The sequence below is a fragment of the Halomicrobium zhouii genome, assembly GCF_900114435.1.
GTDB classification, from domain to species: domain Archaea; phylum Halobacteriota; class Halobacteria; order Halobacteriales; family Haloarculaceae; genus Halomicrobium; species Halomicrobium zhouii.
On record NZ_FOZK01000002.1, the window covers coordinates 346,343 to 365,484 of the forward strand.

General features: G+C 59.5%; 15 protein-coding genes and 1 pseudogene. 11 read left to right on the forward strand and 5 right to left on the reverse strand.

Annotated elements, in window-relative coordinates; translation table 11 throughout:
* Window positions 1-26: 26 nt before the first annotated feature.
* From BM337_RS09020 to BM337_RS09035, 4 genes are all read left to right on the forward strand, one after another.
* A complete protein-coding gene (locus BM337_RS09020; RefSeq protein ID WP_089816132.1) occupies window positions 27-737 on the forward strand; it encodes a DUF8172 family protein in 711 nt (236 codons plus the stop codon).
* Window positions 738-993: 256 nt separating this feature from the next.
* On the forward strand, window positions 994-2,220 hold the full coding sequence (xseA, locus tag BM337_RS09025; RefSeq protein ID WP_089816134.1) for an exodeoxyribonuclease VII large subunit: 1,227 nt from the start codon (window positions 994-996) through the stop codon (window positions 2,218-2,220).
* A gap of 8 nt (window positions 2,221-2,228) precedes the next feature.
* Window positions 2,229-2,411 (forward strand): exodeoxyribonuclease VII small subunit, encoded by a 183-nt coding sequence (gene xseB, locus BM337_RS09030; protein WP_089816137.1) that lies wholly within the window; start codon window positions 2,229-2,231, stop codon window positions 2,409-2,411.
* A gap of 90 nt (window positions 2,412-2,501) precedes the next feature.
* A complete protein-coding gene (locus BM337_RS09035) occupies window positions 2,502-3,005 on the forward strand; it encodes a hypothetical protein (protein WP_143117681.1) in 504 nt (167 codons plus the stop codon).
* 85 nt (window positions 3,006-3,090) lie between these two features.
* Here the strand turns inward: BM337_RS09035 and BM337_RS09040 are convergent, their stop codons facing one another.
* Together BM337_RS09040 and BM337_RS09045 are read right to left on the reverse strand one after the other, a co-directional pair.
* Entirely contained in the window at window positions 3,091-3,843 is a 753-nt protein-coding gene (locus BM337_RS09040; protein ID WP_089816141.1) for a DUF429 domain-containing protein, read from the reverse strand.
* Window positions 3,844-3,936: 93 nt separating this feature from the next.
* Window positions 3,937-4,629, reverse strand: a complete 693-nt coding sequence (locus BM337_RS09045; protein ID WP_089816143.1) for an SOS response-associated peptidase — start codon at window positions 4,627-4,629, stop codon at window positions 3,937-3,939.
* Between the two features lie 134 nt (window positions 4,630-4,763).
* Here BM337_RS09045 and BM337_RS21895 point away from each other — a divergent pair, with 134 nt between their 5' ends.
* The 6 genes and pseudogenes from BM337_RS21895 to BM337_RS09070 all read left to right on the forward strand — a co-directional run bounded on the left by BM337_RS21895 (window position 4,764) and on the right by BM337_RS09070 (window position 15,990).
* On the forward strand, window positions 4,764-6,002 hold the full coding sequence (locus tag BM337_RS21895) for a CAP domain-containing protein (protein WP_089816145.1): 1,239 nt from the start codon (window positions 4,764-4,766) through the stop codon (window positions 6,000-6,002).
* Window positions 6,003-6,227: 225 nt separating this feature from the next.
* The gene (locus tag BM337_RS21575; RefSeq protein ID WP_089816148.1) at window positions 6,228-9,845 is read left to right on the forward strand and encodes a type IV secretory system conjugative DNA transfer family protein; all 3,618 of its coding nucleotides are present in this window, start codon (window positions 6,228-6,230) and stop codon (window positions 9,843-9,845) included.
* A gap of 961 nt (window positions 9,846-10,806) precedes the next feature.
* The gene (locus BM337_RS09060) at window positions 10,807-11,928 is read left to right on the forward strand and encodes a hypothetical protein (protein WP_089816150.1); all 1,122 of its coding nucleotides are present in this window, start codon (window positions 10,807-10,809) and stop codon (window positions 11,926-11,928) included.
* Window positions 11,929-12,027: 99 nt separating this feature from the next.
* Entirely contained in the window at window positions 12,028-13,245 is a 1,218-nt protein-coding gene (locus BM337_RS09065; protein WP_143117682.1) for a hypothetical protein, read from the forward strand.
* A 270-nt stretch (window positions 13,246-13,515) separates the two neighbouring features.
* A pseudogene (locus BM337_RS21900) lies at window positions 13,516-13,626 on the forward strand (hypothetical protein); the annotation flags it as partial.
* Window positions 13,627-14,091: 465 nt separating this feature from the next.
* Window positions 14,092-15,990, forward strand: coding sequence for an ABC transporter ATP-binding protein (locus BM337_RS09070; RefSeq protein ID WP_089816154.1), 1,899 nt, complete (start codon window positions 14,092-14,094; stop codon window positions 15,988-15,990).
* Between the two features lie 146 nt (window positions 15,991-16,136).
* Here BM337_RS09070 and BM337_RS09075 read toward each other — a convergent pair whose 3' ends face one another.
* Complete coding sequence (locus BM337_RS09075) at window positions 16,137-16,463, reverse strand: hypothetical protein (RefSeq protein ID WP_089816156.1); 327 nt, start codon at window positions 16,461-16,463, stop codon at window positions 16,137-16,139.
* A 686-nt stretch (window positions 16,464-17,149) separates the two neighbouring features.
* Between BM337_RS09075 and BM337_RS09080 the strand changes: the two genes are divergently transcribed.
* The gene (locus tag BM337_RS09080; protein WP_089816158.1) at window positions 17,150-17,485 is read left to right on the forward strand and encodes a hypothetical protein; all 336 of its coding nucleotides are present in this window, start codon (window positions 17,150-17,152) and stop codon (window positions 17,483-17,485) included.
* 113 nt (window positions 17,486-17,598) lie between these two features.
* Here the strand turns inward: BM337_RS09080 and BM337_RS20560 are convergent, their stop codons facing one another.
* Window positions 17,599-18,129 carry a hypothetical protein gene (locus BM337_RS20560; protein ID WP_143117683.1) on the reverse strand — a complete coding sequence of 177 codons (531 nt, stop codon included), beginning with the start codon at window positions 18,127-18,129 and terminating at the stop codon, window positions 17,599-17,601.
* Between the two features lie 127 nt (window positions 18,130-18,256).
* A complete protein-coding gene (locus BM337_RS09085; protein WP_089816160.1) occupies window positions 18,257-19,048 on the reverse strand; it encodes an alpha/beta fold hydrolase in 792 nt (263 codons plus the stop codon).
* Between the last annotated feature and the right edge of the window lie 94 nt (window positions 19,049-19,142).

Genomic DNA, 19,142 nt, shown 5'->3' on the forward strand with positions numbered 1-19,142 from the left:
CGGGGCTTGACCCCGAGGCGGTTCACGTGGTCTACACCGCACAGGGGACGAGGGGGACCGTCGACAGTATCGACTTCGACCTAGGCGAAGCGCTCGCCGACATGGACGACGACAACAGAACGATCGTCGTTCGATTGCTCGAGATTTACGAGGCACTCGTCTCCCAAAACGAGGCGGAAGAAGGGGAGCCAGTGACAGCATACAAGAGCATCGACATCGAGGCACTCCCGAACGTCCTCGACCGGACAGCCTGGGAGGGATCAGCGACTCAGATCGCGGGACGTCTCGCGTCGAATCTCATCCTCACCCACCCACTCCCGAACGCGAACCATCGGACCGCAGTGGCACTCGTCCAGTTCTACCTCCGCCGGTTCGACGCGAGCTTCATGCTGCCAGAAACGGTCACCGGGACCGAGGAGTGGCACGCGTGGGTCGACGAGTACATTACCGACTCCAAGCGCCTGTTGACGGTCCGTCGAAACAACGTCCTCTTCAAACATCTGCGTCGGTTCGGAACGACGACGGTCGAACGAAAACACGGCGTCGAGATCGACCTGCCCGACTACGAACTCGACATGTATCCCAGCGAAGCCAAACAGATCTATGCCACGGAACACGAACACCTCTGGATAACGTTCGTGGAAGATGCCGTCGAGCGGGCCGAGAAACCGGAACTCCGTGACGCTCCTGGCCTGTCGAAAGCAGCATTCGCAGACGCTATTCGAGACCTGCGCTAAAAACCGGTCAGTCCTGCAGTGTTGCAACGACGCGGCCCGATTCCGCGGCGTCTTCGCTCCGCGACATCTCGTACTCAGTGAGTGCCGCTTCGAGCGCTTCGTCCAGTTGCATCGGTGGCTGCTAGTTACAGGCGCTGCCATTAAGCATTTGCGTCGGCCGTTTCGTCGGAAACCGTGTGCCCGTGTATCTGACGGGGTTGGTCGGCACGTCACTGACGGAACGATTTTTATAGCAGATTCGGCCAAGTACACGGCAATGGGCACCGAGTCGAGCGCCGACCCACCAACTGACCTCCAGAGTTACCACGATACGCTCGACTCGGAGAATATCACGTTCGTCGACGCCCTCAACGACGAGATCGCCGCGCTCGTCCAGAACGCACCGGACCTCGACTACGACTACGTCCTCGGGGACGTCTCGGGCTACGGCGTCTCCTCGAACGGCCACGGGCACTTCGACCTGGTCCACGAGAACGCCACCGTCCACTGCGTCGTCTACTCGTACAAACTCGACACGCTCGCCCTGGACGTCGACGACGGCACGCAGGTCGCGGTCAAGGGTGACCTCTCGTACTACGAAGCAGAGGGTCAGGTCTCCATCGTCGTCGACGACATCGTCGAGGTCGGCGAGGGAACCTACCAGCAGGTGTACGCGGAGAACAGACGGACACTCGAGGAGGACGGCCTGCTCGACCCCGACACGAAACAGCCGCTCCCCGAACTCCCAACCCGAATCGGCATCGCGACGAGCGCCGAGAGCGACGCCAGGACGGACGCCGTCACGTCCATTCACGAGCGCCACCCGGGCGTCGATATCGTCGTCCAGGGCACGAGCGTCCAGGGCGACGACGCGATGATGTCGATGATGAGCGCCATCAGCGAACTCGACGACGACGCGACCGTCGACCTGATCGTCCTCACACGAGGCGGTGGCGCCGACAAACACCTCCGGGTGTTCAACGAGACGCCGCTGTGCCGTGTCATCCACGGCACGGACACACCCATCGTCGTCGGCGTCGGCCACGAGAACGACCGCACCCTCGCCGACGAGGTCGCCGACCAGCGCGTCATGACGCCCACCGAGGTCGGCGAGGTCGTCCCGCGGAAGGACGACCTGAAGGACAACCTCGAGACGCTCTCGGACCGACTCGAAGACGCCTACGGACGAACGGTGACCAACCGCGTCGACGATTACGAACAGGCCCTCGACGGCGCGTACCAGCAGCTCGTCTCGGATCGACTCGCCCAGCTGTCCACCGACCTCGACCACGCGTTCGAGACAGTCACTCGGGAACGGCTCACCTCACTCCAGAACCGGCTCGACCACGCCCACGAGCAACGCAAACAACAGATCATCCACGAGCAGGAGACTGCGGAGGCAGTCGAGGCATACGAGACCGCCAGGCGCCGCCAGCGGATCGCCATCGCGGCGTTGGTACTCCTCCTGCTCCTGGCACTGGGCTACATCATCACCACCCTCTAATGACAACTATGACCGAGAACTCCATCGGCGAGAAGACGGAACGACTCGAAGCCATCATCACCCAGCTCGAAGACGGCGAGGTGTCGCTCGAACGGGCCAACGAACTCCACGAAGAGGGTCAGGAGCTACTGGAAGACCTGGATGGTGCCCTCGACATTGGAGACGGCACTGTCCTGGACACTGAATCCTGACTCTGGAGAGGTCACGGAAACGTACCGGTCAGCGCGGTCACACACAGACATCCAAGTATCTTGAACCACGACAGCGAGGCCAACACGACGATGACGATTTCGCTGAAGTACGACGCTGATCTCGAGGCCCTTGAGACCGGTCTCGACACCATCGTCTCCGAGATGTACTTGACGCGTATCGACGACCCACCAGGCGATGGCAAGCTCACGTTGGCGATGGATCGATTCCCGGTCGATGCAAGGTACTATCCCGCGAAGTTCACACTCACCGTTTCAGTTTCGCGGGACCGACACGGCGTCGACCGCTCACTCGAGGCCGAACAGTCACGGTTCGAGTCAGAAGGAGAAGTCGTTGCCACCGGATTCGGCGAACCGGAGCTGAAGCTATTCGACGTGGACACGGACGAACCACTGGGGTGGATCCGGGTCGACGCCGCCGAACTCCTGGAGTGGATCGATAACGAAGGAGACCGCTATTGCGTGACCGTCGAACTCGTCCACTGTCCCGAAACGGAGGGGTACGACGAGACCCAGCGAGACGAGCGACGGGCTCACTTCCAGCAAGAGGTCCAGCGGTTCGACGTCGACCTGTGAACGGCCTCCTCAGGTTGCTGTTGGACCAACCACGCCCAGATCAGATTCCCACTACTAAGCCCACCGACGTTCGTCGATGATCGACTCACTGGCTCGATGGGTCAAAATAGACGATTTCCATCGGAAGGCCCTCGCTATCTTCTGGTGGGCTCTCGGCAGCAACAGGAAGGAATCGCAGCGCGTCACCCGCTCGTGACGACATGACGGCCAGGCCCATCGCATCAAGCAAGTCGTCCCTGTTGGACGAGCGAAACCGTCGGCCCCACGCGTCGAGGTTCTCGATGTGTTCGTCGACGAGATCGGGATATGCTTCGTCGACGTCGTACTCGTCGAATTGTTTGAGGATTTCAATCCGGGCCTCGACGCCCGATTCAGACTGTTTGGACGACGCTCCGCCGACACCGCCATCAAGTTTCTCGAAACAGACCTCTGGGTGAGCTTCGCGAATCTGGCCCTTCGCCTCCGGATATTCCGACAGGAACGTGTCTACCTCACGGATGCGCGGCAGGATGCTCCATGCCTGGGTCGTCATCGACGAATCCGTCTCCTCTTTCGCCTTCTCGTATGATTCGTGCTCCAGGGCCTTGCGAGGTGGTGTCAAGAATACGCGTTGGTGCGCGTGGGAGAGGACCTCCTTCGCCTCCGTGTCACACGCTCGATGGTCGCCGACGTCAGGGAGTCCAATCGGAATATCGACCAGAATCCGGTCCGCACTCTCGTACTCACACCAGACGTCGAGGAACGAAGGAAGCACCATTGCGTCCCATCCATCGCCGTCGTTCCATCGTGCGCAGACCCACCCGTTCGAGCCCCAGTCAACACCGACATGTTCTGCCATAGTGGTGCCCTATCTGGGAAGGAATATAGCCCTGCTGTCAGAGGACGGAGGAATCACGCGACTGCGCACTAGTCATCCGTCTGAATTGCGCCGTTACGAGAACTCCCCAAGTCCAGTCTGTTCCGACTCGTCCTCTTCGATGATCCCAGCGTGGTCGTGAGATGGGTCGTTAACCGCAGTAGAGATGGGGTAGGCGTCGAGGTCGTCGCCGGGGTACAGCCGACACAGTTCCCGGCGTTCGTCGGGCCCGGCATCCAGCCAGTCCCGTTCGCGCGATTTTTCGAGGATGACCGGCATTCGATCGTGAATGGGTTCGACGACGTCGTTGGGTTCGGTCGTCAGTATCGTCACCGTGGCCAGCGACTCACCGTCGCCCTCCCAGCGCTCCCAGAGACCCGCCATCGCGAACGCAGGGTCGTCACCGTCGCGATAGATACGGTAGGGCCGCTTGCCACCGACGTCGCGCTCCTGCCACTCGTAGAAGCCCGTCGACGGGACGAGACACGGGCGGCGTTCCCAGGCCTCCCCGAACGAGCGTTTCTCTGCGGCCGTCTCCGATCGGGCGTTGATCATCCCCTGGTTCGGGTCGTCCGCCCAGGACGGGACGAGCCCCCACTGGAACTGGGCGATCGTCTCGGGGGCCTCGTTCGTGATGACTTCGAGGTCATCGCCAGGGGCGATGTTGAACCGTGGTCGGTAGTCCACCCCGCCGTCGGTGACGAGTTCGGCGCCGAAACGCTCCTCGAGGTCGTCGGGTTCGAGGAACAGGGAGGTACGCCCACACATTGTCTATATAGAGGGTATCCAGCGCACTAAGCATATCGGCCAGTCCACTTGATTTCGGATGGCAGCGGAGTAGGAGAGCAGAATATCGCCACAATCTACTTACCACACACTAGCAATAACTGGATCAGTCTCGGATGCCAGACTGTGAGTACTGCGGGACGAACGATGGGCTCACGCACGCCTGTAAGTACTGCAGTCGAAACTACTGTAGTGAGCACACGCTCCCGGAGAATCACGACTGCCCTGGACTCGATCAGACGACGACGTTGGGACCGGAGTTTCGTCAGGAAGGGACTGACCCCACAGCTGACCCCTCCAGTACGACTACCATCGGAGAGGCGAAGGATGAACACGATGGGACGAAATCTGCTGACTCTCGTTCACCCACGTATTCGAAGGGGCCTGACGTCGCACGGGACGGGAGTATTGCTGGACGAGCAACGGAGGAGACGACCGAAAGCAACGGTATTCTCAGCAGGATCCGAACGGTAACTGCTGGCGCCTTCGCCGGAAAGCGGTACAAGGGAGACTGTCCCAACTGTGGAAACTGGGTGACGAAACGGGGCACCCAGCGATTCACAGCCTGCGACGACTGCGGGTGGAAAGCAGGATTGCCGGGACTCCGAATCATCACTCACTGGCCGAACCGGTATCTGTGGAGGCGCAGGGCCACCCGATGGAGCAAACGGGCAGTACTGGGTTCTGTTCTGGTTGTCCTGCTCGCATTCCTCATCGGTGCAACCACCGGCACAGGGATCGCCCCCATCGATAACACGGCCGGTGATCTGGCCAGTTCGGCAGGCCTGGCAGGAGTCCTGAATTCATCCGCCCCTGCGACTCCAGATTCGAATCCAGCATCCTCTGATGGGATGGTCGAATCACAGTCTGGAGTCAATCGAACAGAAGTAGCGTACCAGATTCACCGGTTCGTTAACCGGGAGCGAGCCAGTCGAGGCCTCACTGAACTCCAGTTTAACGCCCAAATTCGGAAGGCTGCACGATATCACAGCGAAGATATGGCTACTGAGGGGTACTTCGCGCACGAATCACCAGCCGGTCACAGCTTCGAGGACCGATACGAACGGTTCGGGATCGATTGTAGCGTCCGTGTTTCCTCGAATACGAGGTCTGGCGGTGGTGAGAACATCGCCTACACCTATGCTTCGGCAGATATCGTAGCCGAAAGCGGAGCGAGCATCAACCACGATGGCAACGAAACGAAGATTGCCCGTGGCATCGTCACCCAGTGGATGAACTCCAGTGGCCACCGGGAAAACATCCTCCGCTCCTACTGGAACACGGAAGGGATCGGTGTGGCAGTCGCTGAAGAAGGAGGAGAGACACGCGTGTATGCCACACAGAATTTCTGCTGAGCTATTCGCCCAGATAGTAGCCTGTCCGCACCAACCCACGGGCCGGGACTGAAAGGGGCCGAGTGCTCACGAGGCGAGACCCGCCAAGCACCACAGCGAAGCGAGGAGCGCAGGTGCGGTCGCAGCCCGTGAGCGCGAGGGGGCTTTCCTGACGTCATCTTCAATTCGCCCCTTCTAGCAGGCAATTAATTCTAATCCCATACCACGCACGCCCATGCGAACGAAATGTCGCTGTGGAACAACGACGATGCCGAAGACACACCGCTCCCGGCTACGGACGACCGCACCTACCTCACGATCACGCCGGCCGAGAAACCACTCGACCCAAGCAATATCACATCGAGCTTCGAACGACTCCACCAGCTCGAAGCGCCAAAACCGGACAGCTGGCTCCCGGACTTTCTCGCCGGCGCCTCGAAACCGACCATCGAGTGGCTCCTGGTCGCGACCAAGAACGCCATCGACTACACGGTCAGCATCGACCCGCCCGAACTCACTGATGGCCTCGAACACGTCCTCCGGGACTGCTTCCCCACGTCGTACGAACTCACACGAACCGACGTCCATCCCGCTGTGGCACTCCTCTACGACGAACCCCCGACGACGGCCGTCGAGTTCTACGGCCACCCTGAACGAACGAGGGACTGGCAGACCCGACTCACGCCACTCCAGGACTTCCAGTCGAACGACAGTACGAACCACCGCATTCCATTGAGCGCCCTCGTCGCGACGCTCGCTACGGTCGATGCACCGACGGTCGTCCAGGTCCTCGTCCAGCCGTACCCGAACTGGACCCACGAAGCGACCTACCGGCAGCGGGATATCAAAGAGGGCACCGACACCAGGATCGGCCGACTCTCCCAGACCGTCGTGGGCATCGCCGAGGACTACGAACCCAGTTCCGACGAACGGCAACGACTCGACGAACTCGACGCCAAGAACGCCCGCCGCTCGTTCGTCGTCAACGTCCGGGCGCTCCAGTACGAGCACCCCGACACCGTCGCGACCGACCTCCAGTCCGCGTTCAGCCACGTCAGCAATACCACGTACGAGATATCCGGGAAACGGGCCGACGACCCAAGCTCGGTCCACGAGGCCCTCCAAGAACGAACCCTCCACCAGCCAGACTACGATAACAGACTCCCCTTCAAACGACCACAGAGCCGCGGCATCGTCGCCGACCCCGCAGAACTCGGGAGCTTCTGTCTCGTCGACGGGAGCGCCCTCACCGGCGAGGGCACACGCGCCATCGACCCGACGCACGGCGAACGTACTTCGATACCATCACCGCCAGCAAACCGACTCGCACGGTACCAGACCCACGGACTCACCCTTGGCAACCCGATTACACAGGACGGGACACCCACAGCAAACTCGGTCGCGCTCCCACCCGCCCTCCAGCCACTCCACACCGCCTGGTTCGGCAAAACCGGCTCCGGGAAATCCACCGCACTCACCACCGCCATCCTCGACAACCACGCCAAAACGAGCGGCGCGGACATCCTCATCGACCCGAAAGGGGACGGGATGCCCGCGGAGTACATGCGCGCCCACTACGAGCGCTTCGGGAACCTGGAGAACGTGATCTACTTCGACTGTGAACAGATCCTCCCAGCGTTCTCCTTCTTCGACATCCGCCAGGATCTGGAAGCCGGGATCGCCCGGATGAGTGCCGTCAACGACCGCGTCGAACACTACGTCGAGATCCTCGCCCAGATCATGGGTCCCGACCGGTTCCACCAGGCCGTCCGGTCGCCCGATATCATCCGCTACCTCACGAAGGCGATGTTCGACCCCGTCAGCGGCGACGACGCCTTCGCCCACCAGGACCTCCACGAGGCACTCAAGTTGATGCACGACCAGCAGCGCGCCCCGCCCGTCTCCGACGAGAACCTCGAACGCATGCTCGCCGGCGTCACGTCCAATCGAGCGCGCACGTTCGACGAAATCATGCAGGGCGTGGCGAACCGCATCGAGAAGATTCCTGTCGACCCGCGACTCGCCCGGATCTTCAACCACGTCCCGGAGGAGGGCGACCCGCACTTCGATTTCGATCAGGTCCTCGACGAGGACGTCGTCGTCATCGTCGACACGGGTGGGCTTCGGAGCGAGGCCCAGCGCGCCCTCGCCCTGGTCGTGCTCTCGAACCTCTGGAGCGCGCTGAAGCGACGGGCAAACCAGCAGAACGACAGCGGGGACGATCAACCCACCAACGCCGACGCAGAGGATGCACCGGACGACCTCCCGCTGGTCAACTGCTACGTCGAGGAGGCGTCGTCGGTCGCCGTCTCCGACCTCCTCTCGGAGCTGCTGGCCCAGTCACGCGGCTTCGGCTGTGCGATGACGCTGGCCATGCAGTTTCCCGCACAACTGCGTGAGGCAAGCCAGCGCGCCTACGACGAGGTGCTGAACAACGTCTCGACGGTCGTCACCGGGAACGTCGCCGTCGACGACCAGCTTGCCCGGCGCTTCACGACTGACGACATGACCACGACCGACGTCGGCAATCGCCTCCGGGCGCTCAAGCGAGGCGAGTGGCTGGTATCGCTGCCCGCTGGCTTCGACGAGACCGAACCCCGGCCGTTCCTCTGCCAGTCCGTCGACCCGCCCCGTGGCCACCCCGCCAGCGAGCGACCACCAGCCCGTGCGGGGTTCCAACAGGCACTCGAGGACGTTCACGAACGGGTGCAACGGGAGGCGGGCATCCGGCTGGTCGAACCCAGTACGGTCGACAGCGGCGATACTGACGGTGATTCTACCGGCGACGGTGACGACGAGCTCCAGCCCACCAGCGGCGGCGTGGTCCCCTCACCGCTCCAGACGACCCAGCGCATGCCACCCACCGTCGAATACCGCCCAGAGGTCGACGCCCTCCGGTGTACCGAGTGTCACAACCGCTACGACCCGAGCGTCGACGGCATGCGACGGGTTATCGAGTGCTGTTCGTCGCTGGCCGAAGTCGAGCGCGACGACGTTCCCATCTGCAATCTCAACCTCAAACTTACCCCGGAGGAGCGTGAGGACAACGAGTGGTCTGACCGCCAGCTCATGTTCCTCCAGGCCGTCTATAACGCCCAGCAACTCCGGTACGATCGGCTAGAGTACGACCTGCTGTCTGACTCGATGATTCGCCTGCGGGAGTACGTCGGCCTCGACGGTGACGATCTGGAAGCGCTCGTCGAGGCCAACCTGCTCAGCCACGACGGCGACCACCCACACCGCCTCTACACGGTGACGCCGTCGGGACGGAAGACCATCGGCGAGAGCTACCGCAAGGGCGTCGACTACGGCCACGGCCAGGGCGACCTGGAGGAGTCCAGCCTCCACGTCCTCCTGGTCGAGGTCGGCCGTCGCTATCTCGTCCAGGAGTTCGTGGAAGACTCGGAGTCACCCGTCGAGCGAGTGGTGCCGTACTACGAACTCGGTGAAGAAGATAGGACGATGCTCCCCGCGTCGGCAGCGATGGGCACGGACGAGTCGGAAGTGGAGGACGCCTTCGACGACTACGAGAGTCGCCGCCTTGACGTCGCCGGGCTTGACGACGACGGCGACGTGGTCGCTGCCGTCGAGGCCGAACGCATCAACAACGACGTCCACCGTGCCGTCCCGGAGGATTTCGACAAGATGGCCGACTGTGGCGTCGAGGAGGCTATCTGGATCGTCATGAACCAGACCGACGGGCACCAGGTTCTGTCGGCCCTCAACGACCCGCCAGAGGGGGAACCGCGGGTCGAGAAGACCTACAGCGACTCGACGCCGCCCCAGCAGTTCAAGATCGATGAACCCGGGTTGACGGGAATCTACCCGATTCGCTGGATGCTGAACGCAGTGGAGCAAGAATAAAGCGGTAGGACGGTACGCACAATTGTGGCCAGCGAAATGAGCGGTCGAATGCGATCTTCCAAACCTTCTCCCAGGCAGTGAGTGGCGTCGAGCGCCGATCTAGCGGGGTTTGTATCGCTCGATCGAGGGTCCAAATCGGTTCTAATGTCCGCAAGGAGGGTGGTGCAATTCTGCCGACAGAGAACTAGATGGTCGAATGCCGAGGAGTGTAGATCGTGTAGGCGCGAGTGGAACTGCAGGCGACGAGCGGTCGGTTCTGCGAGTGGAGCGAACTGATCCACTGAATACCCTACCCGGTTAAATCACCGAGTAGAAGCCGTCTGAAACAGGGTTTGTTGATTTGGGCCTCCGTTCGACGGTCACAGCCAGGAACAGGGGGTCGTTGACAGTCAGCTCAGCTTTTGACGGGTGGTGTAGGATCGATCTGACATACCATATTGTTCGAATTCAGCCGCCTCAACCGGCTCTAAACAAGGGTTTGTCGATTCGCCATCTCACGTGGAATTTGACCCTTCAATCGCGGTGTTTACGCCCATTTCGAAGCAATACTTGTCGTGAAAACGCCGGTTGAAGCGAACCCGAGATCGCCAGGCTGCAACCGATTATGAAAACTTCATCCCCGTGTTGTTGGCGCCAGGGCAATCTCCCCCCGTTTCTCGGATTGTTTCTCTCACCCTCTCTCGCCGGTGAAACAGCCGTCGTTTGTCTCCCCGATGGGGCTTTGGTGGGATATCTAGTTCTGTTTGTTGGAGTACTCTCTATGGCCCTCCCGGACGATTTGGCCGGTTATGAACGCCAGACTACCGGCCTAGAATGGTGGAAATGATTGCTTAGGCGGACTGAAGCTATTTCTCCAGATTTGTTGTACAGAGTAGTGCAATACCAATACCAATCAAGGATTGTTGGTATGACCCAGCGATATCAACCTTAGTTTGATTGACATTCATAATGCTGTAGATTCATGGAGATTTACCCAGAAACTGGATCTGATGATCTGTATGAAGCGGTCTCTCTAAAGAGTGAAGGCGAGATTCATTCGTTCCTTGAGAATCACGAGGGTGTTCAAATTGGAGGGATCGATGTCCTATACCTCCAGTCAGAACTCTCGACCCGAACAGGCGTACGCGGCGACCTGGTGGGAGTGGCCGAAACGGGCCATGTAGTCGTTATCGAACTCAAACAGGCAGGCGGAGGTCGAAAGGGGTCCCGCACAGCGCTCGTTCAAGCATTAGAGTACGCAGCGGACTTTCGTTCAAAGAGCTACCACGATGTCGCCGAGGAGTATGACAGGTTCACAAACGGGACAACCGAAAGTCTCCGGCAGGCACATGCTAATTACTTTGACCTGACCGATCCTCTTCGAGAGGTCGACTTTACCACGGCGACAGAACCACGTCTCCTCCTACTCGCAGAGGACTTCAAGGCGTCTGATATCGATGCCGCCGGCTACTTGCGAGATACTAACGATGTCGATATTACGTGTGTTCAGGTCACACCTTTCGAAATTGACGGGATGCGTCTCTATGGATTCGAGACCCGCTTGGAGAGCAAAACGGAGCCTTCGTTACCGTCACGCCGCGCCTCTGATGAATCGCTTCCCTGGCTCACGACTCAACTGGAGAAGGCGTACTACAAGCGATTCGGAGAGACATTTGAAATTGAGTCACCTGATCAGGCAACAGAACGAGAAGACTATTTCAAGGGCAACCGTTTTGTATCGGCAGCTCACCACCCAAATGACCTCCGCTACACGTTCAAAGTGCTCGTATTCGACGATTCTCCACGAGTGGAATATGGAGTTAGTCCAACTGGTCAAGAGCACATTGAGCGGATAATCGATGACCACCAAGAGGTGATTGATGGGAGTCATGCGTTCAAGGACACTCAGTGGAGACGAGTCCGAGGTAGCCAACCCCTCCAATCGACTCTTCGTGATTCCTCCCTTGATATTGTAGCGCCGGAGGTTTCCGAAACAATTGCTCGTGTCTTGTGGAATGACGACCAGTTCCAGTCAACGTTGGAATTGTTCTTTGATATGGTCGAGAAATGGCACCAAATCATAGACGACGAACTGGTTGCATGAGACAGTACCCTCGTGCTGAACCCGTTGGTTCCAATCAAAAGTGGAAAATGTCAACCAGTAGAAGCAGTTGAGGCGTCAATTTAAATAGTTGGTACGGTAGTGGGTAGTGACATCATGGCGAAAGCTGAAGAAGTGACCATCGATACCGGCACCTCGTCGCTAACGATCAAGGACCTCGAGATCGAAGATGCCGACGTCGTGGATTTTCTCTCGGATCGATCACCCCCAGAACGTGAAGAGTCGGTCCGGCGTGCAATACAGGTCGGCGTCACCGCGATGAAACTCATGGACACGACGCAGGATATCGAGTTCGTGGAACGTCGATTGTCGGACCTGGAGGGCAATCTCGAAGATGGAGTCGACGAGTTCCGGGAGGAACTCGAAGCGAAGGTCGGCGACGACGGTGAGCTGGAAGCAGTACTTCAGGAGCATATCGGTGAAGATGGGAAGCTGATCGACCACTTCGAGGAGGCGTTCGGCGAGGAGGGGCCCCTGAAGGAACGCCTCGACGAGGAGTTTGGCGAAGATGGTGAGAAGATACGTGCTGCGCTCGACCCCGACGTAGAAGGCACACCGACTAACCGATTACTGACGACGATCGAGCGGAAATTCGAGTCGCTTCACGAGAAGCTTGGAGAAGAGGAGAAACGCGAGGAGATACGGAGCGAGACGTACTACAAGGGAGAGGACTTCGAAGCGACCGTCGAGAATATTCTCGACGATATGGTTCGACAGACAAATGCGACTGTCGAGTTCACCGGGGATACCGAGGGTGCGATGGAAGGTCGGGACGTCGGAGACTTCGTAATCGAACTCGGTGAGACAGACCAGCGCATCGCGATTGAGGCGAAGACTACCTACCAGTCCACGTCAGGCATTAAGGACGAAATGGCCGACGTAATTCCCAATCGGGAAGCCGACTACGGGATTTACGTCGTCGACCAGCTGGATAACATCCCCGAGAAGAAGGTGGGGTGGTTCGAGGAGATAGACAACGATTTCGTCGTCATCGCACTGAGCGAGGGCGACGAGGACGAACCTGAGCCCGGATACCTGCGAATCGCCTACAACTGGGCGAGGCTTCGGGCACTCCAGTCACACGCCGATATCGGTGAGGAATTCGACGCCGAGCGGCTTCAATCAGAGCTCGACGAAATCGAGGAATCGGTCGGTCGATTCAGTACGATCAAGGGTCACTGCACAGAAATTGAGAAGTCCAGGAACAAGATCGAACAAGAGCTGTCTGAGATAGAGCGAGACATCAAAGAACGGCTCGGGGAGATTTCGGCAGAGTTGCACAAAGTTGGCTCCGACTGAAACTGCGCACGGACAGACCAACGGTCCATTTTCCGCGATACATCGTATCCTGTTGGTTGCTACTGTCGAGAAGCCGCTTGGGCGTGATAATAGACAGTACAGCGACCACACATGCGCCCCTTATATAGACCGATCCGGTAGTTCCCAGGCAGTTCTAGACGGAACCAGTTTCGACGCACACACCAAGGTGGACTGTGGCCTCGGCGACATCGGGACTGAGGTGCTCCTCACAGACCTCCGACAACTGGGCGAGGACCGGGCCGCACACCTAGAACGAGCGGCGTCGAAGCCGACGGCGAGTACTCCCTGCCGACCTACTACACATACTTCGAGAGCTTCAGAGCCGCCCTCGCTCAGGCTGACTTCTCTCAGGAGTCCTGACCACGACTCTCCGGGGACTCCTAGTCACGTTTCCCGGACTGAGTAGACGAACTCGGCCATCCAATTACGGAGATTGCTAACCACGGCGATTACCTAATTGAGAAGAGTCTAAATCTCTCAGACACGGCATTGAGTCCGAATTCCAGAAAGGACAAAGCTTATTTTCAATCTGTCAGATTATTCTGTCGTCTTCTGGCGGCCATAGCCGTGGCTCGATGCAGTGCTATGGCCGGCCGCCGCCCGTCAGCGGCTCAAACAGATGATACGGGACATCCGCTCGACTCGATCACTACTGGAGAAACGAGCGAAAAGAACCGGTCTCACGCGAGTGCAGCTGCGATCGCCGACCGGGCGATTATGGGCGCATTTGCTACAACAAACGCACGTTACTGCCACACACTCCAATCTGCGAGGGAGTAGCCAAACAGAAACGATCGTCATTGAGTACCGGCAACCCTCCGACGAATGACCAGGGAGGACCGTCACCCTGGCATTGGGACTGTGCACGAAGAGGAAGGCGGAGTTTCGGATCCACTCCTGGATTTGCTCAGACGATATGTACCAGGAAACGTCGGTGTCTTCTGCATCGCCGTCTGGACGACGATTCTCCATCAGCTCCTCACGCTCGTCCCACCGTATCTCCTCGGTGAGACACTCGACGCCTTCTTCACCCAACAGCGTACCTCGCTCTCGCTCGTACTCGTTCCACAAACGTGGATTCCGACTGGAACACGCGGCCAGTTCGTCTTTATCGCGGGGCTCTTCGTGGCGACCGCCCTGGCGACAGCAATCACGCAGGCAGTCCAGTTCGTGACCTTCCGCTGGTTCCAGCAATCAGTCCTTCACGATCTCCGGACGAATGCTTTCGACGCAACCCAGCGGCTCGATATGGCGTTCTTCGAGACCGAAGCAACGGGGAACGTTATGAGCGTCCTCAACAACGACGTCAACCAGTTACGAGACTTTCTCCTTGGCGGGCTCAGACAGTTCGTCGAGTCGACGACGTTACTGCTCGGACTCCTCGGCTTCATGATCGGGCTGCACTGGCAACTCACCGTGTTTTCGATGTCGTTTCTCCCCTTGATGCTCGGGCTGGTGTACGCCTATCAGCAGGCGATCGAACCGCGCTACGACGACCGTCGGTCGGCAGTTGGGAACTTGAATGCGCACGTCCAGAACGCGATCGACGGCATCGAGACGATCAAAACGTTCAGTACCGAGCATCGGGAGCGCTCAGAGCTTCAAACGCATTCCCGAACGTTCTGGCAGGCCGACTGGCGCGCAGCGAAGGTTTCAGGATTCTTTTACTCGACTCGACGACTCCTCACCGAAGTGATGTCGATCGCTATCGTCGTCGTCGGTGGATGGTGGGTGCTGTTCGGGCCACCACTCGCGTTTTCTGCCCCCCTCACGGCAGGCCTCTTCGTCACGTTCCTTTTCTACGGACGGCGGCTCGTCAAGGAGTCGTCACAGATTGGAGATCTAGTCGATACGTACACCGACGCAAGGGCGTCGGCTAAACGAGTGTTTGGCCTCATCCAATACCCGACGAAGATAACCAAATCAGCCGACGCAGAGCCACTGAGAAGCGTCGACGGGCACGTCGAATACGACGACGTGTCGTTCACGTACCCGAACGCCGATAGCGCGACGCTGAAAGACGTTAGTTTCGAAGCCCAGCCTGGCGAGTTTGTCGGACTCGTCGGACCGACGGGAGCCGGTAAATCGACCGCATTGAAACTCCTACTGCGGTTATATGACACCGACGACGGGACGATCACGATCGACGGTACCGACGTATCGACGACGACGGTAGCGAGTCTTCGCGAGGCAGTCGGGTACGTGAGTCAAGACCCGTTCTTGTTCGGGGGCACTGTCCGTGAGAATATCGCGTATAGTGCCCCAGACGCCAGTGAAGAGCGAGTTATTGACGCAGCCAAGCGTGCGAACGCCCACGGTTTCATCCGTACTCTTCCCGATGGGTACGATACAGACGTGGGCGAACGAGGTGTGAAACTCTCCGGCGGTCAGCGCCAGCGGATTACCATCGCTCGAGCGATTCTCAAGGAGCCACCAATCCTGATTCTCGACGAAGCGACCAGCCACGTCGACACTCAGACCGAGTTGCTGATTCAAGAGAGCCTTCGCGACCTTGTCGCTACACGGACGACGTTCGTGATCGCCCATCAACTCTCGACAATTCGAGAGGCAGATCAGTTGCTCGTGTTCCGTGATGGGCGGATCGTGGAATCGGGTGACCACGAAGCACTCGTCGAACAAGATGGATTGTACGCATCGCTCTGGAGGATTCATACCGGAGAAACGGCGGAGCTACCGGATCAGCTCCATCCACACGGCCGATAGCGACGAAGTAGATCTGCTACGATTTGAGGCGAGAGATCTCTCCATAACCTCACCCTCCCTTGATTTACCGGAAGTACGCTACTGCGCGCCAAGAGTGGTAGAGTCACATATGCATCGTACCGGGGGAAAATCCGATGGAGAGGCTATCAGGAGCATTCCACCCGATTGTCCTCGATGACTGCTGCCGTCAGTTTCGGTGAGAGCGTCAGCAGTTCGCGAACCTCCGCTTCCCGCTCACTGGCAGGCGTCTGTGTCATCTGAGGCGGTCTCTCCGGGGTGAACGTCCGCTGGTCGGTACCGGTACTCGCGGCCATCGCGACACTGTCGAGAGCGAGTGCAATTTGCCAGCCAGCGCAGGCCCACGAACGAGCACTACCGTCGACTGGGTACTCGGAGAACATGACCAGTACCTCGTAGCTCCCGCCATCGGGGCCGGTGTAGTAGCCTCGAATGCCATCGTTTCCACCGAGCACGGACCACTCGAAATCGCCAGTTCGCTCGAGTTCCCACCCGTCAGTCGATTCGGGAAGGTACGCTCGTGGAGATGGGTTTTCGGATGTAGGCGTGGAGGTTGCAGTCTCCGCCGTGGGCTCAGACGTCGTACTCGGTGGGTGATCCGATGGGGTACCGTCTGTATCCGATCCACGAAAGGTACACCCTGAGATCGGGATAGTGACGCTCAAAAGAGCCAGCACCCGTCGCCTGTTCATTGTCCACTGAAATCTATTCCAGCGATAAATGCTTTCTCTGCCTTTCTTCCAGAAAACATTCATATGGGAACCACTCACTCACCTGTAGAATGCCCTCTCTGACTCGTCGACGGCTACTCGCTGTTGCCACAGCAGGCCTCAGCACTTCAGTTACTGGCTGTCTGACCAGCGAGACGTCGCCAGCGAGTGAGACACCTGTCGGCGCCACGACTCAGACACAGACGGCGACGCCCACACCGCCGCCTACCCAGAAAACTGCGGTCCTCGATACGACTGCGACACCGATCGAAGATGGGCAGGCGAGTCCTGCCCCGTCCTGCCCTGACGGGTTGTATCCACTCGCCCCCAACTGGGTCGTCCATGGACCTGGTCCCCTCGGTGGATTTGAACTGAATATCGAGAACCGTTCACTAACCCCTGGAGGTACCCTCGTTGCTCACGTATCGAACGTGACCGACGAGCAACGAGAGACGGGGACAAAGACGAAGTACGACATCCAGTATCAAGGGAAGTCCGGGTGGCATTCCATCTTCGGAACGAAACGGGAACAGGTGGCGTACAATGACCTCGCCTATCGCCACAAACCGGGGGAGGGCCTCACGTGGAATCTCCCAGTGACGGCAGATGGCCTGACCGGGACATTCGAAAATGCGGCGGCCAATTATCACGTCTGTGGCCCTCTCGAACCCGGGACCTACAGGTTCGTCTACTGGGGGATCATGTCTGAGAAGTTAGAGAATAGAGGGTATGGCCTCGGCAGATCCTTTACTGTCTCCGGCGAGTAGCAATTCTGCATATCCGGGCCGCCCCATCGAGCGGTGAGCATGCCGAACGAGAGCGTCAGATCAAATAGACAGAGCACGAAGCGAAACTGGTAGATGGGAGTGGATTGCCGACTCTACCAGCACAGAACCGTCCCTGCCAGATCTCCGATACCAGACCGACGCTGTACCCGGCGCTCGGTCACTTCGTACAGTGCGACGCGGAGCGGCCTGTCGTAATGGATCGTTTCCGTGGTCTCGTTCCCGACCTTCCGATCCTCCGTCCAGCTGACCAGCCCGAGTACTTCCACCTGGTAGCTCGACTGAAGTTCAGTGCTTGGAGCCTCTAGCAACCGGTAGTCGAAGGAATTCTCTCTGTGTCCCCGTACCTCAGAGAAGTTCGCTGGCGAGACGTCGAGCGTCTCCTGGTATGCTCGTTCGACCTCGTATCCTGCTTGCTCCGCAACTTCCGCGGAGAGAGACTCTGGCTTCGGGAGTGCTGGTTTCTCGAACCCTGTTGCGATGGCAGCACAGGCTTCTGTCGGCGTCTCCGTCGCAGTCTGCGTGGTATTGCTGGACGTTGTATCTGGTGGATACGGCTCACTGGAGAGACATCCTGCGAGCGATATTGTGGATCCGATACCGGCCAGTAGGCGCCGTCTTCTCATACTCTCTCAGTCGGCCTATCAGAGGAGACCGGCATCTTTCCTGTGATACTGTCGACCTAAGAGCCGCGTCGCACTGGAGCCCTCAATTACGGTCGTAGTGACGCGCGGACTATAGCGAGCACGCCCGCTACGCCTGCAGGAACGCCTCGACTTCCGTCGCGACCACCGCTGGCGCTTTACTCGGCCCGCCGTGACTGATACCATCGAACTCCACGAGACGACTGTGGGGCAGCGCTTCGTGGACGTCCCGAGCACTCTCTCGCAGGAACTCCGGGCCGTCGGTCCCAGTCAGCACGAGTACGGGAGCGTCGACGGCGAGCCGGTCGGGAAGTCGGTACTGCTCGACGGCACGGTTCATCCGGAGCACTTCCTCGGCGAGGTCGACGCAGGCAGGCCAGGGTGGCCACGCGTCCAGCCACCCGTCGAGGTCGTCGATGCCGTCGGGATGTAACACCAGTTCGACGTAGCGCTTGACGGCCTCGTGGCGTTCGCCCCTCGCGATGAGTGACTCCATCCGGTCGGCGAGGTTGGCCTCGGCCCGGAAGCCCTCCGGAAGGATCGCCGGCTCGTAGGCGACGACCGCCGCAACCTCGGCAGCCGTCGCAGCCTCGATGGCCGTGAGCGCGCCGTAGGAGTGCCCGAAGAGGATCGGCTCACCGTCGACGGCGTCGACGAGCGTGTGGACGTACTCGACCTCGCGATCCAGTACCTCGTCGGCACTCGTCTCCCCTGGATCGTCGCGGCAGGTCCCAAAGCCTGGCCGCCGGGGGACGATCGTGGCGTAGTCGTCGAAGTGTGGCACGACTGGGTCCCAGTACTCGCTGGGTGCCATCCCGCCGTGGAGGAAGACCAACGGCTGGCCAGTCCCGCGTCGATCGAACGTTACCGTGGTCTCCTCGACAGTCTCGGTCGTTTGCATGCCTCTCTCCGTGGGAGCGCGAAGTGGCTAAGCCGTTCTCTCAGTGATGGGGCTCATTAAGTGGGGACGGACGTGGAGCGAGCAGGCACGACCG